Genomic DNA, 15,583 nt, shown 5'->3' with positions numbered 1-15,583 from the left:
CGCCGAGGCCACGCGGGTTGTTTCCGGTGCGGATGCCGCTGGCTGCGGCGCGGCGGCCACAGCGGTCTCGTCGGCACCTGGCAGGTGCGGCGGATTGACGGTCGGCGGGATCGTGCCGGGAACGCGGTGGAAGCCTGCGAGCGCCAGGCCCTGGCCCTCGCCGCCATCGGACAATCCGGTGTTGCCGCCGGGCACTTGGGCGGCGAACACCTGGTTCATGCCACCATCGATGCCCGTATTCAGCTTGGCGACCGGCGTGCCCTTGGCGATCAGCTTCGCGATTTCGGCCTGATCCTGCTCATCCTTCTGACGCGTTGTATCCGCGAGCTCGTCGGGGACCACATAGGCCGGACACTTGGCCGACGCCTCGAAGACCGGGTCGCGCGTCGCATTCGGCGCCTTGACCGCGTCGAACACGTATCTCTTCTCGCAGAAATCGACCTTCGGCTCCTGGCGGGTGATCTCGAAATGATCATAGCCTTCCTTGATCATTTTCCAGAACGCCATGTTCGGATTGTTGCGGTGCCTGGCCAGGTTCAATGGCGTCATGTGGAACGGGAACGCCTCGAACTGGAAATTCTTCTGGCCGCCGAAGAAGGATTCGCGGCCAAGCGCGTAGATTTCGGCGATCTGCTCGTCGGTCATGGCATAGCAGCCGCGCGAGGAGCAGTCGCCATGCACCATCAGTTCGGAGCCGGTGTGCCCGAGCGCGCGGTCATAGGCGTTCGGATAGCCGGTATTGAAGGATAAATAATACGCCGATTGCGGATTCATCTGCGCGGGCGTGATGTTGTAGAATCCTTCAGGCGCCTGACGGTCGCCTTCGCGCACCTTCGGGCCCAGATCGCCAGACCAGCGGCAGATCGGATAGGTCTTCAACAGCGCGAATTTGCCGGAGCGATCCTGCTTCCAGACTTCGAGCTCCGCCTCCTGCTTGAACAAGCGAATCAGGATCGGCGACTGCAGATCCATGTCCTTCTCGTTCATTGCGGCGATCAGTTTGGGTGGAACGGGCTGGTTGGCCTTGGCATTGGCGGCGAGCGAAACCTCGTCGGTGTCGCAACCGGCCAAGAGGGCACTTGCGGTGAGCAGGGCCGCGGCAGTCAGCGCGCGGAGCAAGGGGCGATCAATCACTGTAGAGCTCCATTCCCACCGGGCATGTCCGCGACCCCATAAACAACTGAGTACGATTCTCTATTGGATCATCAGAACCGCGCTCGAGCGTTCATGCCCTGAAGCTATTGACTAAAATACTACCCTTAAGACCGCTCGGCGGCAACCCGGTGCGGGCGCGGCAGCGGGGTCCTCGACCTCATAATGAACAGGAGATAAATACGCGCGTCTTGGCTGAATTACGGCCGAAAACGCCGGTTCTCGGGGAAAAATATCGTGTCCGAACGCCAGATTTGCTGATTCCAGGGAGAATCCGGGAGAATACGGGATCTCAGCCCAGTTTCCGGCCGATATCCAGAAACTTCTGCCGCCGCTGCTTGCGGATCGCGTCGCCATCGAGATTGCGTAGTTCGTCAAAGGCCTGCGCGACCGCTTCGGCGGTGGCGGTGATCATGGCAGCGGGATCGCGATGGGCGCCGCCGACCGGTTCCTTGAGGATGGTATCGATCACGCCGAACCGCAGCATGTCCTGCGCCGTGATCTTCATGCTGTTGGCCGCCTCCTGGGCCTTGGTCCCGTCCCGCCACAGGATCGAGGACGCCGCCTCCGGCGAGATCACGCTATAGATCGCGTGTTCGAACATCAGCACCCGATTGGCGGTTGTGATCGCGATGGCGCCGCCCGACATGCCTTCGCCGGTGACGATGGCGACATTGGGCACCTCGAGCGACAGGCAGGCGTCGGTGGAGCGTGCGATGGCTTCCGCCTGTCCGCGTTCCTCGGCGCCGATGCCGGGATAGGCGCCGGCTGAATCCACGATTGACAGCACGGGAATGCCAAAGCGCTCGGCCATTTCCATCAGCCGGACCGCCTTGCGGTAGCCTTCGGGGCGAGCCATGCCGAAATTGTGCTTGATCCGCGACTCCGTGGACGCGCCCTTCTCCTGGCCGATCACGCAGATGCTCTCGCCGCGAAAGCGGCCGAATCCTCCGATCAGCGCCTCGTCCTCACCGAATTTACGGTCGCCGGCGAGCGGCGTGAACTCGGTGATCATTCCGTTGACGAAATCGGTGAAATGCGGCCGCTGCGGATGGCGCGCGACCAGCGTCTTCTGCCACGGTGTCAGACTGGCATAGAGGTCGGCGAGCGCCTGGGCCGCCTTTTCCTCGATTTTGGAGATCTCTTCGCTGATGTCGGTGCCGCCGGCCGCCAGGCCGCGCAACTCGTCGACCTTGGAGTCGAGTTCGGCGACGGGCTTTTCAAAATCGAGATAGCTGCGCATCTGATCCGGCATCGGGACAATATAGGTAACAACGCGCTTTCCGGCGAAACGGATATGTCCGCTATGCAAAAGCGTTTGTCTTCAAGTGGTTAGAGTGCATTCCGGCGTCGATCGAGCCCGCGCGCGGCGGACATGCAGCAAGGCTTGTAGCCGGCAAGCTGTTTTCCGCGAGACGCAGCCGAAGTCAAGGTTGGCAAGGGGAGGAAAAGGAGCGGAAATGCTACTTCTCCGCCAGCGGATGCAGGTCGCGCACCAGGCTCTTGAGGCGTTCTTCCACCACATGGGTGTAGATCTGTGTGGTCGAGATGTCGGTATGGCCCAGCAGTGTCTGCACGATGCGCAGGTCGGCGCCGTTGTGCAGCAGATGGCTGGCAAAGGCGTGGCGCAACACATGCGGCGAAACCAGCCGCGGCGCCAGTCCGGCGGAAGCTGCCAGTTCCTTCAGATCGCGCGCGAAATGCTGCCGTGTGAGGTGTCCGCTCTCGCCAAACGAAGGAAACAGCCATTTCGAGGCGGCGGCGCCGTCTTTTGTCGGCTTTTGCGCCTCCATCGCGCCGAGATAAGCGGTCATCGCCCGCCGCGATGCCTCGTTCAAGGGCACCAGGCGTTCCTTGTTCCCCTTGCCCCGCACCACGATCATGCTGGCGTCGTGGCGGGCCGCCGAGCGCGGCAGCGCCACCAGTTCCGAGACACGCAAGCCGGTGGCATAGAGCACTTCGAGCAGGCAATAGAGCCGCATGGCGCGCAGGCGCTGCAGCGGCGAGGCTTCGGCGCTCTCCGTGAGCTGCTTGGCTCGCGTCAGCATGCGGTCGACGTCGGCGATCGACAGCACTTTGGGCAAGCCGCGGCCGCGCTTCGGCCCCGACAGGATGGCGGCCGGATCGTCGCTTCGAAACCGCTCGTTCAGCAGGAATCGGAACAGATGGCGCATCGCCGAAAGCCGTCGCGCCACGCTGGAGGATTTGAAGCCGCGGCTATCGAGATCGGCCAGATAGTTGCGCAATGCGTCGGTCTTGACGCCGATAAAGTTCTCGCCGGCAGGTACAAGGAAGCCGGAAAAATCCGCGAGATCGCGGCGATAGGCTTGCAGCGTGTTCTCGCCGGCGCCCTGTTCCGCAGCCAGCATGTCGAGGAACAGGTCGATCAGTTTCGCGTCTGAGGCCTTGGATCGCATCCGCTGATGTCCTCAATCCGAATTTGGGTCATATCGCGGCGTCGGCCGGCGCGAATCGGATTCAATCAGACATCGACAAATTTATAGATCCAATGTGGCTTTTGGGTCCGGATCGCCAGCGGCGGCGACAGCCCCGGCAAAGAGAGCTTTTGGATCGCATGCAACGTCCGCGAGCGATGCCGGGAACTATTTCTTGAGAAATTTATCCGGCGGGATGGTCACGGTTATCTCCCGGGGCTTCGGGTTGACGAAATTTGCCAGTGCGTAGATCACGCCATAGGCTATCCCGACGATCACGGCGACGACCGTCAAAAAGCGGAACAGACTGGGCATCTCTTGAGCCTTAGGGCGCTGCCTTGGGCGCCGAATTAACCAGCGAAATCATCCACCATGTTCGCCCCTCCGTTGCAAGTCTCTCTGGCAACGGCCTTACGGGGGGTAGTAAGGTGACGCGGAACGCGGCAGATTCCGCGACGCTCGAGTGATGAAATGTCCGATCTATCCACAGCGGCCGCTGGTGGCGGATCCCAGGAGGCCGAGATTCTGGCGGCCCTGGGGCCGCGCCTGGTCGTGCTCGTGGGCATGATGGGGGCGGGCAAATCGACCATCGGGCGACGGTTGGCGGCGCGGCTGCATCTGCCGTTCCTCGATGCCGACACCGAGATCGAGGCGGCGGCCGGCATGTCGATACCGGAAATCTTCGAAATCCATGGCGAGCCGCATTTCAGGGATGGGGAGGCGAGGGTGATCGCGCGGTTGTTGGAAAGCGGTCCGTCCGTGCTCGCTACCGGAGGCGGCTCGTTCATGCGCGAGGAGACCCGGCGCCGCGTCAGCGACAAGGCGATCTCGATCTGGCTCAAGGCCGATGCCGATATCATCATGCGCCGGGTCAGGCGCCGCGCCGACCGCCCGCTGTTGCAGACCGCCGATCCCGAGGCCACCGTCACCCGTTTGATGATCGAGCGCGAGCCGATCTATCAGCATGCCGATATCACCATCGGCTCGCGCGACGTGCCGCATGAACGCATCGTCGAGGAATGCATCGAGGCGCTGCATGCCAGGCTCTGCGCCCCTGCAGCCGAGCAGTCGCAGTCTACCGGCGTCGCGGGCGCCGCAAGATGACCGCGCCGTTGCGACGTTCAGAGGCCATCGTGGTCGATGTGGCGCTCGGTGAGCGGGCCTATGACATCGTCATCGGCCGCGACGCGCTCACCTCGCTCGGCGCGCGCATTGCGGCGTTGCGGCCCGGCGCGCGCACCGCCATCGTCACCGACCGCAATGTCGCAAAATACTGGCTGGAAAAGACCGAAGCCGCGCTGCATCAGGCCGGCATCGCGGCCTGCCGCATCGTGGTCGATGAGGGCGAGGGGTCAAAAACCTATGCCGGCCTCGAACGGGTTTCCGAGGCACTGATCGCGGCCAGGATCGAGCGCAACGACCTGGTGATCGCGCTTGGCGGCGGCGTGGTCGGCGATCTCGCGGGCTTTGCCGCTGCGATCCTGCGCCGCGGCGTCGATTTCATCCAGGTGCCGACCTCGCTGCTCGCGCAAGTCGATTCCTCGGTCGGCGGCAAGACCGGGATCAACTCCCCGCAAGGCAAAAATCTGCTCGGGGCGTTCCATCAGCCGGTGCTGGTCATCGCCGATACCGCTGTGCTCGACACCCTGCCGCCGCGCCAGTTCCGCGCCGGCTATGCCGAGGTCGCCAAATATGGCGTGCTTGGCGACGAGGCGTTCTTTGCCTGGCTCGAGGCCAATCACGCCGAGGTGTTCAAGGGCGGCGCCGCCCGCGAGCATGCGATCGCGACCTCCTGCCGCGCCAAGGCGGCGATCGTTGCGCGCGACGAGCGCGAGACCGGCGACCGTGCGCTGCTCAATCTAGGCCACACTTTCGGTCATGCGCTGGAGGCTGCGACCGGCTTTTCCGACCGGCTGTTCCACGGTGAAGGCGTTGCGGTCGGCATGGTGCTGGCGGCGCAGTTTTCCGCTGCCCTTGGCATGATCGCCGAAAGCGATGCCGCGCGCGTCGAGCGTCATCTGGCCGAAGTGGGGCTGCCGACCCATCTGCAGGACATCGCGGGATTCGCGCAGGAAGGGCTCGCGGATGCCGACGCGCTGCTGGCCCTGATGGCGCAGGACAAGAAGGTCCGGCGCGGCCGGCTTACCTTCATCCTGCTTCGGGCGGTAGGACGCGCCGTGATCGCCGCCGATGTCGCACCCGCGCAGGTTCGCGATTTTCTGCAAGCCAAACTGGCCGCCAGGGCCTAGAACGATCACGCCAAGAACCGTCATACCGAGAACCGTCATACCGAGAACCGTCACGCCAAGATCCATCACGCCAAGATCCATCACGCCATGACGATCACGCAATGGGCTGGTTGACTTTAGTCATCATGATCGCGCTGCTCGGCGCCTCGGCGTTTTTCGCGGCCAGCGAAACCGCGCTGACGGCTGCCTCGCGTGCCAGCATGTTGCGGCTCTCGAAGCAGGGCAATCGCGAAGCGGATGTCGTGTCCAGCCTGATCGCGATGCGCGAGCGGCTGATCGGCGCGCTGCTGCTTGGCAACAACATCGCCAATATCGGAGCTTCGGCGCTTGCGACCGGCGTCTTTACCCAGTGGTTCGGCGAAGTCGGCGTGCTCTACGCTACCGGGGTCATGACGGTGCTGGTCGTGATCTTCGCCGAGGTGCTGCCGAAGACCATCGCGTTCAACGCGCCCGACCGCGTGTCGCTCCTCGTGGCACGGCCGATGCGGGCCACACTTTACGTGCTTGGGCCGCTGCTTGTGGTGATCGAGGCGGTGGTCCGCGTCCTGATGCGGATGCTCGGGATCAAGGTCGGCGCCAATCAGCCGATCCTGTCGCCGATCGAGCGGCTGCGCGGCGCGGTCGATCTGCTGCACCATGAGGGCAAGGTGGAGAAGCAGGACCGCGACATGTTCGGCGGCCTGCTCGATCTGCGCGAGCTTCAGGTCTCCGACGTGATGGTTCACCGCACCGAAATGGTGATGGTGAACGCCGACCTGCCGCCGGAGGACCTGGTGCGCGAGGTGCTCGCGTCGGAATATACCCGCATTCCCCTGTGGCGCGAGAAGCCTGAAAACATCATCGGCGTACTGCATGCCAAGGACCTGTTGCGGGCGATTCGCGCCTCCGACGGCGACATGTCGCGGATCGATGTCTCCAGCATCGCGCTGCCGCCGTGGTTCGTGCCGGAAATGCGCTCGGTCTCCGAACAGCTGAAGGCGTTCCGCCGCCGCAAGACGCATTTCGCGCTGGTGGTCGATGAGTATGGTGAGGTCGAGGGCCTGGTGACGCTGGAGGATATTCTGGAGGAGATCGTCGGCGACATCTCCGATGAACAGGACGTCGTGGTCGCCGGCGTTCGCGCGCAGCCGGATGGCTCGGTCGTGGTCGATGGCTCGGTGCCGATCCGCGATCTCAACCGCGCGATGGATTGGGATCTGCCCGATGAAGAGGCGACGACGGTCGCGGGCCTCGTGATTCACGAGGCGCGGTCGATACCGGAACGTGGCCAGAGTTTCACTTTTCATGGCTTCCGCTTTCGCGTGCTTCGACGCGAACGCAACCGGATCACCGCGCTGCGGATCGTCGCCGTGCCGCGCGAAGGCGAGGTCGAAGACAAAAAGCCCAAGCGGGCGGGAACGGCGTTTTAGGAAAGGCCGGCCGAGGGCTCGCGGTTAGCGGACAAGTGTCTCGGATTGCAGGGTGGACAAATGCAAAATAAGTGGGCGCGGCGCTGGGCTCAGCCGGTTTCGCCCGGAGCCTGCGCGTGGATCGCCAGTGCGTGGACCGAGCCCGCGAGTTCCGCGGACAGCGCCGCGTTAATCATGCGGTGACGCTCGATCCGGCTCTTCCCTTTGAAGGCCGGCGACACGATATATACACGAAAGTGCGTTTCGCCGCCCGCCCGGTGGCCGGCGTGGCCCTCATGCAGATGTGATTCGTCCGCGACCTCGAGGCTGTCGGGGCGGAAAGCTTCCCGCAACTTGTCTGTGATAGCGTCGCGCGTGCTCATTTTCGCGTGTCGATCTGGCTGTTGGCTTTGCGGCTTACGTCCGTAATCCTCCGGCGTCAATGGCGCCAAAAGAGTTTGCAGGATTCACAATGTCAAGACTTGAAGCTTTTCGCGTTGCGTAGTCATAGTCAGTCATGCCGATCGATTCATCGAAATTCTTCGACTCCATTCGCATCAAGCCTAACAAGCAGAGCGCGAAGCAGCAGGCGCAGGCGCGCGAAGCCGCCATCATGTGTGAATGGCCGAGCTGCAAGGAGCGCGGACCGCATCGCGCGCCCAAGGGGCGCGAGAACGCGCGCGAGTACTGGCACTTCTGTCTCAACCACGTGCGCGAATATAACCAGTCCTACAATTTCTTTTCCGGCATGAACGCGGAGGCGGTTGCGCGCTATCAGAAGGATGCGCTGACCGGCCATCGTCCGACCTGGAAGATGGGCGCCAACACCAGCGCCAAGGGCAAGGGCGCGCCCGATCTGGACGAAGCGTCCGATCCGTTCAGCATGTTCAGCGAGCTCAACGGCCGGGGCCGCTGGCGCCCGGGTCCGGAGGCGGCGGCGAAAGCCGAGACGCGCAAGGTCTTCAATGCCGAGCGCAAGGCGCTGCAGGTGATGGGGCTCGGGCCGGACGCAACCCTCGAAGAGGTCAAGGTCAAGTACAAGTCGCTGGTCAAGCAGCACCATCCCGACGCCAATGGCGGCGATCGCTCTACCGAAGACCGCCTGATCGAAATCATCAAGGCGTATAATTATCTCAAGACCGTTGTGCGCGAGAGCTAGCCCGCATCGCCAACCTGCATCGCGGAACGCCTCCCGCGAGTGAAGCCGAATCAGTCTTTGACTTGCTCCGCAGCTGGTTTGGTGGCGCAGCCCCGCCAGCGCCGGATCGTCCAGATCCCCAGCCAAATGACCAGCGCGCCGCCGATCACGGTCAGCATCCAATAGTGTCTGAGGCCGCTGTGATGCGGAAATCCGCCATAGCGATGCAGGACGGAGATGGCCAGAACGCCGGGCAGCACATGCGCCGGGGCCCATACCAGGATTGCCGGAATGTTGGCCGCGAAAAAGCGCGGCGGCGGCATGTCGAGCGCGCCGGCCGTGATCGGCACGAAGGCGCGGATCGGCGGCACGAATCGGGCGAAAAATACCGCCCAGACGCCGAAGCGGCGGAAGAAGGTTTCGCTTTGGGCGATCACGCGCGGATAGTTGGTCAAGGGCCAGGTGCTCAGGATTTCGCGTTTGGTGCGATATCCGAGCAGGTATGCCGATCCGTCGCCGAGCAGGGCGCCCGCGACTGCTGCTGTCAGCACCCACTCAAGTTTCAACAGGCCGCCGGGCACCAGCGCGCTTAGCGCCAGGATGATGGTCGATCCGGGGATGACCGAGCCTATGACCGGGACGGCCTCCAGAAGTGCGGCGAGGAATAGCGTCAGATAGGCAAGCCATGCATGTGCCGAGACGAAATGAATTAACGGATCGAGATAGGAGGCCACAAAATCCCTTTGCTGTTCGGCGGTCCGCTTCGCGCGCGGACCTAACATAACTATACAGGCAGGCGGAAAGTGCCATGGCAAACGACCGATGTCCGGGGCTGGCCGGGGCGGGCGGGGCAAAAATGTGTCGTGATTCGCAGGGCTGCCCTCCAAAAACCGCGTCTCGAGCCTATCTAAATGATATAACAACGGAACTTTGAATGGGCGGCGGGCTTCTGCCGGTCGTGGCTCTCTGCTAGGCTTGTCTTTAGCTCCCCTTCCGCAGCCAAACGCAAAAAACTGGTTTCGGGGCCGCCCGGGACCTCGGAGGATTGATGACGACCGCTGCCACGACCCACGCGCAGGAAATTACCGGTTTGCCGGACATGAAGGTGTCGGTTCGGCAGCTGTTCGGTATCGATACCGACCTCGAAGTGCCGGCCTATTCCGAGGTTGACCCGCACGTTCCCGAAGTCGATGCCGATTATCGCTTCGACCGCGCCACCACGCTCGCGATCCTCGCCGGCTTCGCCAAGAACCGTCGCGTCATGGTCACCGGCTATCACGGCACCGGCAAGTCGACCCACATCGAGCAGATCGCCGCGCGACTCAATTGGCCCTGCGTGCGCGTCAATCTCGATAGCCACATCAGCCGCATCGATCTGGTCGGCAAGGATTCGATCGTGGTCCGGGACGGTATGCAGGTCACCGAATTCAGGGACGGCATCCTGCCCTGGGCGCTTCAGCACAACATCGCGCTGGTGTTCGACGAATACGACGCCGGCCGTCCTGACGTGATGTTCGTGATCCAGCGCGTGCTGGAAGTGTCCGGGCGCCTGACGCTGCTGGACCAGAACAAGGTGATCAAGCCGCATCCGGCGTTCCGGCTGTTCTCGACCGCCAACACGGTCGGTCTCGGCGACACCTCGGGGCTTTATCACGGCACTCAGCAGATCAACCAGGGCCAGATGGACCGCTGGTCGATCGTCACTACCCTGAACTATCTCGCCCATGACGAGGAAGTCGAAATCGTGCTGGCCAAGGCCCATCACTATCGCACCGCCGAGGGCCGCGACATCGTCAACAAGATGGTGCGGCTCGCGGATCTGACGCGCAACGCCTTTGCCAATGGCGATCTGTCGACGGTGATGAGCCCGCGCACGGTAATCACCTGGGCGGAAAACGCCGACATTTTCGGCGACATCGGCTTCGCCTTCCGCGTCACCTTCCTGAACAAATGCGACGAGCTGGAACGGCCGCTGGTGGCGGAATTCTATCAGCGCTGCTTCAATGCGGAGCTGGCGGAATCCGCGGTCAATGTCGCATTGTCGTAGCCGTCGTATTCGCGGGGACGATGACGTGAGGTCGCAATGACGACGTCGAACAGCAAATTCCGCACCGGCGTGAAGGAAGCGCCGACCGAGCCGTTCAAGCGCGCGGTCAGCGCCTGCCTGCGCGCGATCGCACGGACGCCGGAGCTCGAGGTGAGCTTCGCCTCCGAACGGCCGGGACTGGCACCGGGCAAGGCGCGATTGCCGGAGCCGGCGCGCAAGATGACCAGGCGCGATGCGGCGATCGTGCGTGGTCACGCCGATTCGATCGCGCTGAAACTCGCCTGCCACGATCCGAAGGTGCACCGCAAGCTGATGCCGGGCAATCCGCAGGCGCGTGGCGTGTTCGAGGCGGTCGAGCAGGCGCGGGTGGAAGCGATCGGCGCGCGGCGGATGTCCGGCGTCGCCAAGAATCTCACCGCGATGCTCGACGATCACTTCCACCGCGGCAAGTTCGACGAGATCACCGACCGCGCCGATGCGCCGCTGTCGGACGCGCTCGCGATGATGGTGCGCGAGCGGCTGACCGGGCTTGCGCCGCCCGCCGCGGCCCGCAAGATGGTCGATCTCTGGCGTCCGATCCTGGAAGACAAGATCGGTGCGCGGCTCGATCAGCTGAGCCGCGTCACCGAGAATCAGGCCAAGTTCGGCGATCTCGTGCACGACCTGCTGTCGGCGCTCGATCTTGGCGACGAGCGCAACGCCGAGACCGACGAGGACGACAACCAGGACGACGACCGCGACGGCGAGAACGACCAGTCCGGCGCGGAAGGTTCGCCCGACTCCGACGCGGCGCAGGAGATGAGCGCCGATCAGGCCGAATCGACCACCGACGAGATGTCGGAAAGCGCGATGGAGAGCGCGCAGGCTTCCACTTCCGACACGCTCGATGACGGCGAACTCGGCGACGACGAGACGCCGGGCGAGGCGACGCGGCCGAACCGCGGCGGCGCCAACGAGCCGCGCGGACCGGAATATCATGCCTTTGCGCCGAAGTTCGACGAGGTGATAGCAGCCGAAGACCTCTGCGACCATGACGAACTGGAGCGCCTGCGCTCCTATCTCGACAAGCAGCTCGCGCATCTGCAGGGCATCGTCGCCCGCCTCGCCAACCGGCTGCAGCGCCGCCTGATGGCGCAGCAGAACCGGGCCTGGGAGTTCGACCTCGAAGAGGGCATTCTCGATCCGGCCCGGCTGTCGCGCGTGGTGACCGATCCCTATCACCCGCTCTCCTTCATGCACGAAAAGGAAGCGACCTTCCGCGACACGGTGGTGACGCTGCTGCTGGACAATTCAGGCTCGATGCGCGGCCGCCCGATCACGGTCGCCGCCACCTGCGCCGATATTCTGGCGCGCACGCTGGAACGTTGCGGCGTCAAGGTCGAGATCCTCGGTTTCACCACACGAGCCTGGAAGGGCGGCCAGTCGCGCGAGAGCTGGCTCGCCCAGGGCAAGCCGCCTAATCCCGGCCGGCTCAACGATCTGCGCCACATCATCTACAAGGCGGCCGACGCGACATGGCGGCGCGCGCGCAAAAATCTCGGCCTGATGATGCGCGAGGGGCTGCTCAAGGAGAACATCGACGGCGAGGCGCTGGACTGGGCGCACAAGCGGCTGCTTGGCCGATCCGAGCAGCGCAAGATCCTGATGATGATCTCGGACGGCGCGCCGGTCGACGATTCCACGCTGTCGGTCAATCCCGGCAATTATCTGGAACGCCATCTGCGCCACATCATCGAGGAGATCGAGACCCGTTCACCGGTCGAATTGATCGCGATCGGCATCGGCCACGACGTCACGCGCTATTATCGGCGTGCTGTCACCATCGTGGACGCCGAGGAACTCGGCGGCGCCATCACCGAAAAGCTCGCCGAGTTGTTCAGCGAGACCCATGGCGCGCCGCCTCCCGCCGCGAAGGGCAAGCCGCGGCGCTTGCATTCGTAACGGAATGCAGCCGGCCATCAGCCGCCGCATCATGCTGAGGGGTGCGGCCGCCGGGCTGTCGGCGATGGCTTTGCCCGCGCTCGTCCACGCGCAATCGAAGGCTGCCCCATCGGCCAAACCCGTCCCGTCCGATGCGCAATCCTTCACCGCTCCGGTCGCGATCGAGGTCAGGGCGCGGCCGATCGCGGCGTTCGATCTGCGCGACCGTTCGCGCGTGCGCTTCGGGTCGCTGGATTATCGTAGCGGGCTGGTGCTGACCTCGTCTTTTGCGGGCTTTGGCGGATTGTCGGCAATCCGCGTCGACGCCAAAGGCGGGCGCTTCATTTCGCTGAGCGACAGGGGAAGCTGGTTCACCGGCCGCATCGTCTATTCCGGGCGCGAGATGACGGCTCTTGCCGATGTCGAGGCAGCCCCGATGCTGGGCGCGGATGGCCGGCCGATCACCGCGCGCGGCTGGTTCGACTCCGAATCGCTCGCGCTGGACGGCTCGTTTGCCTATGTCGGGCTCGAGCGCGTCAACCAGGTGCTGCGCTTCGATATCAGCGGCGGTGTGCTGGGCTCGCGCGGCGAGGTGGTGCCGATGCCGCCGGCGGTGAAGAAGCTGCCCTTCAACAAGGGTCTGGAAGCGCTGGTCGTGGTGCCCAAGGAGCTGCCGCTCGCCGGTACATTGATTGCGATCTCTGAGCGCGGGCTCGATGCCCGCGGCAACCTGATCGCGTTTCTGGTCGGGGGACCTTCGCCCGGACAGTTCAGCGTCCGCCGCAGCGACAGCTTCGATATCAGCGACGCGGTGCTGCTGCCCTCGGGCCAACTCCTGGTGCTGGAGCGCAAATTCTCGCTGCTCGCGGGCCTCGGCATCCGCATCCGCCGTATCGCGCTGAATACCCTGGCGCCCGGTGCACTGGTTGACGGCCCGCCGATCTTCGAGGCCGATCTCGGCCAGGAGATCGACAACATGGAAGGCATCGACGCCCATGTCTCCAATGCCGGCGAGACTGTGCTGACGCTGGTCTCCGACGACAATTTTTCCCTGATCCAGCGCACCTTGCTGCTGCAGTTCACATTGGCGGGGTGAATCTGGCGCTGCCCCGGTTCCGCAGACGACGGGACCGTGAGCCGGAACAATTCTTGCAATCCATCGGCGTCGCACGACAGGAGAGAAGCTTTTCATGAGAAGATCCATCCGGGCCCTATGTCTGCTAGCGACGCTGGGCGCGACCCTGGCGGTCCACGCGCAAAGCTGGCCGACGCATCTGATCAAGGCAAAGATCCCGTTTGGCGCCGGCAGCGCCACCGATGTCGTACCGCGACTGGTGCTCGATCGGGTCTCGGCCGAACTCGGCCAGCCCATCGTGGTCGAAAATCGCCCCGGCGCCGGCGGCACGCTCGGCACCGCGCAGGTGGTGAAGGCCGAACCCGACGGCTACAGCATTCTCGCGCATTCCTCTGCGCTTGCCATCGCGCCCGCGATCTTTCCCGATCTCAGTTTTGACGCAACCAAAGACCTCGCGTCTGTGCTGATGATCGGCTCCAGCGCCAATGTGATGGTCGTGCCGGTGTCGCGGCCATGGCAGACGGTGCAGGATTTCATCGCCGACGCCAAGGCGAAGCCCGGATCGATATCGTTCGGCTCGGTCGGCGTCGGCAGCGCCGTGCATATCAGCGCCGAGAAATTCCTCCTCGCGGCCGGCGTCAAGGCGACGCACGTCACCTATCGCGCCGGTTCGGAGGTGCTGACCGACATCCTCGGCGGCCGGATCGATTTCTATTTCGCTCCGCTCGCGATCGCGCTTCCGCTGATCCGCGAACACCAGGTCCGCCCGCTTTTGGTCTCGACCGCCAAACGCGTCGCCGATCTGCCCGACGTGCCGACGCCCGCGGAAGCGGGCTTGCACGACGCCGAGAGCGCGATCTGGTTCGGCGTGTTCATGCCGGCCGCAACGCCGCGCGATGTCATCGCCAAGTTTCATGATGCGGGGATCAGGGTGCTGAACGATCCGGCGATGCAGGCGAGCCTGCGCAGGCTCGGCGTCGAGCCGTTGCCGATGACGCCCGCGCAGATGGACGATTTCGTCAGGCAGGAGACCGCCTCCAGCCTCGAATTGATCAAGGTCGCCGGCATCCAGCAATAGATTGCACATCGAATGGGCCGCTGCGGCGGTTGAGGAACGGGCGGCGTCTGCCTAGATTGAGGCCCCACTTCCTGCCCTCGCATCCGGACATCCCCATGAGCGTCCTGTTCTCCCCGATCAAGCTGCGCGGCCTCTCGCTTCCGAACCGCATCATGGTGGCGCCGATGTGCCAGTATTCGGCCGACGATGGCGCGGCCAATGACTGGCATTTCACCCACATCAACACGCTGGCGCTGTCGGGCGCCGCGATGTTCTGCATCGAGGCGACCCATGTCGAGCCGATCGGGCGCATCACGCCGGGCTGCCTTGGCCTCTGGGATGAGGCGACCGAAGCGGCGCTGAAGGCGATCCTGGCCTCGGTCCGCAAACATGCCAGGACCGCGGTGGCGATGCAGCTCGCGCATGCCGGCCGCAAGGGATCGAGCGCGCGGCCTTGGGACGGCGGGCAATTGATTGCCTTGTCGCAAGGCGGCTGGCAGACGGTCGGGCCATCGGCCGTGCCGCACAAGGAGGGCGAGACGCCGCCGCTGGCGCTCGATACGGCCGGTCTCGCGCGCATCCGCGACGCCTTCGTCGATGCGGCGAGACGGGCCGAGCGACTCGGCATCGACGCCATCGAGATGCACAGCGCGCACGGCTATCTCCTGCATCAGTTCCTGTCGCCGATCTCCAACCAGCGCACCGATCAATATGGCGGCAGCCTGGAAAATCGCATGCGCTATCCGCTCGAAGTCTTCGATGCCGTGCGCGCCGCGTTTCCCGATCACAAGCCGGTCGGCATCAAGGTGTCCGCGACCGACTGGGTCGAGGGCGGCTGGGATGTCGCGCAGACCATCGAATATGCCAAGCAATTGAAGAAGCGCGGCGCCGACTGGATCGATGTTTCTTCCGGCGGCGTGTCGCCGCTGCAGAAGATCCCGCTCGGCCCCGGCTATCAGGTGCCGGCGGGGCAGGCCGTGAAACAGGCGACCGGCCTCACGACCATGGCGGTCGGCCTGATCACCGAGGCAAGGCAGGCCGAGGAGATCGTCGCTTCCGGCAAGGCCGACATGGTCGCGCTGGCGCGCGGCATGCTCTACGACCCGCGCTGGGGCTGGCACG

At 64.2% G+C, this 15,583-nt stretch carries 15 protein-coding genes; 9 read left to right on the top strand and 6 right to left on the bottom strand.

Annotated features, from left to right (window positions below; genetic code table 11):
• The 4 genes from WCB02_RS15220 to WCB02_RS15205 all read right to left on the bottom strand — a co-directional run.
• On the bottom strand, positions 1-1,134 hold a 1,134-nt coding region (locus tag WCB02_RS15220), incomplete at its 3' end, for a L,D-transpeptidase family protein (protein WP_423959126.1).
• A 310-nt stretch (positions 1,135-1,444) separates the two neighbouring features.
• Positions 1,445-2,407: an acetyl-CoA carboxylase carboxyltransferase subunit alpha gene (locus WCB02_RS15215; RefSeq protein WP_423959123.1), complete on the bottom strand. Its 963-nt coding sequence runs from the start codon at positions 2,405-2,407 to the stop codon at positions 1,445-1,447.
• Between the two features lie 208 nt (positions 2,408-2,615).
• The gene (xerD, locus tag WCB02_RS15210; protein ID WP_423959121.1) at positions 2,616-3,569 is read right to left on the bottom strand and encodes a site-specific tyrosine recombinase XerD; all 954 of its coding nucleotides are present in this window, start codon (positions 3,567-3,569) and stop codon (positions 2,616-2,618) included.
• 186 nt (positions 3,570-3,755) lie between these two features.
• Positions 3,756-3,902: a histidine kinase gene (locus WCB02_RS15205; RefSeq protein ID WP_423959119.1), complete on the bottom strand. Its 147-nt coding sequence runs from the start codon at positions 3,900-3,902 to the stop codon at positions 3,756-3,758.
• A 156-nt stretch (positions 3,903-4,058) separates the two neighbouring features.
• Here WCB02_RS15205 and WCB02_RS15200 point away from each other — a divergent pair, with 156 nt between their 5' ends.
• The 3 genes from WCB02_RS15200 to WCB02_RS15190 all read left to right on the top strand — a co-directional run bounded on the left by WCB02_RS15200 (position 4,059) and on the right by WCB02_RS15190 (position 7,245).
• Entirely contained in the window at positions 4,059-4,691 is a 633-nt protein-coding gene (locus WCB02_RS15200; RefSeq protein ID WP_423959117.1) for a shikimate kinase, read from the top strand.
• Entirely contained in the window at positions 4,688-5,836 is a 1,149-nt protein-coding gene (aroB, locus tag WCB02_RS15195; protein ID WP_423959114.1) for a 3-dehydroquinate synthase, read from the top strand. Before WCB02_RS15200 ends, aroB begins: the two co-directional genes overlap by 4 nt.
• Before the next feature lie 101 nt (positions 5,837-5,937).
• A complete protein-coding gene (locus WCB02_RS15190; RefSeq protein ID WP_423959112.1) occupies positions 5,938-7,245 on the top strand; it encodes an HlyC/CorC family transporter in 1,308 nt (435 codons plus the stop codon).
• 89 nt (positions 7,246-7,334) lie between these two features.
• On the opposite strand, the gene WCB02_RS15185 is transcribed toward WCB02_RS15190, so the two are convergent.
• Entirely contained in the window at positions 7,335-7,607 is a 273-nt protein-coding gene (locus WCB02_RS15185) for a BolA family protein (RefSeq protein ID WP_423959111.1), read from the bottom strand.
• 134 nt (positions 7,608-7,741) lie between these two features.
• Between WCB02_RS15185 and WCB02_RS15180 the strand changes: the two genes are divergently transcribed.
• Positions 7,742-8,383 (top strand): J domain-containing protein, encoded by a 642-nt coding sequence (locus WCB02_RS15180; protein WP_423959109.1) that lies wholly within the window; start codon positions 7,742-7,744, stop codon positions 8,381-8,383.
• Between the two features lie 50 nt (positions 8,384-8,433).
• Here the strand turns inward: WCB02_RS15180 and WCB02_RS15175 are convergent, their stop codons facing one another.
• On the bottom strand, positions 8,434-9,096 hold the full coding sequence (locus tag WCB02_RS15175) for a DedA family protein (RefSeq protein WP_423959128.1): 663 nt from the start codon (positions 9,094-9,096) through the stop codon (positions 8,434-8,436).
• A gap of 314 nt (positions 9,097-9,410) precedes the next feature.
• Between WCB02_RS15175 and cobS the strand changes: the two genes are divergently transcribed.
• From cobS to WCB02_RS15150, 5 genes are all read left to right on the top strand, one after another.
• Positions 9,411-10,409, top strand: coding sequence for a cobaltochelatase subunit CobS (cobS, locus tag WCB02_RS15170; protein ID WP_423959107.1), 999 nt, complete (start codon positions 9,411-9,413; stop codon positions 10,407-10,409).
• A 36-nt stretch (positions 10,410-10,445) separates the two neighbouring features.
• A complete protein-coding gene (gene cobT / locus WCB02_RS15165) occupies positions 10,446-12,350 on the top strand; it encodes a cobaltochelatase subunit CobT (RefSeq protein WP_423959106.1) in 1,905 nt (634 codons plus the stop codon).
• Positions 12,351-12,354: 4 nt separating this feature from the next.
• Positions 12,355-13,425 (top strand): esterase-like activity of phytase family protein, encoded by a 1,071-nt coding sequence (locus WCB02_RS15160; RefSeq protein WP_423959104.1) that lies wholly within the window; start codon positions 12,355-12,357, stop codon positions 13,423-13,425.
• Between the two features lie 94 nt (positions 13,426-13,519).
• Positions 13,520-14,482, top strand: a complete 963-nt coding sequence (locus WCB02_RS15155; protein WP_423959102.1) for a Bug family tripartite tricarboxylate transporter substrate binding protein — start codon at positions 13,520-13,522, stop codon at positions 14,480-14,482.
• Between the two features lie 95 nt (positions 14,483-14,577).
• Positions 14,578-15,583 (top strand): NADH:flavin oxidoreductase/NADH oxidase (locus tag WCB02_RS15150; protein WP_423959101.1); only part of this gene is annotated, 1,006 nt, incomplete at its 3' end.

It is taken from the genome of Bradyrhizobium sp. (assembly GCF_049581145.1).
In the GTDB taxonomy this organism is placed as follows: Bacteria; Pseudomonadota; Alphaproteobacteria; order Rhizobiales; family Xanthobacteraceae; genus Bradyrhizobium.
The sequence above is the reverse complement of the archived record's forward strand: the minus strand, read 5'-3'. Positions and strand labels throughout refer to the sequence as shown.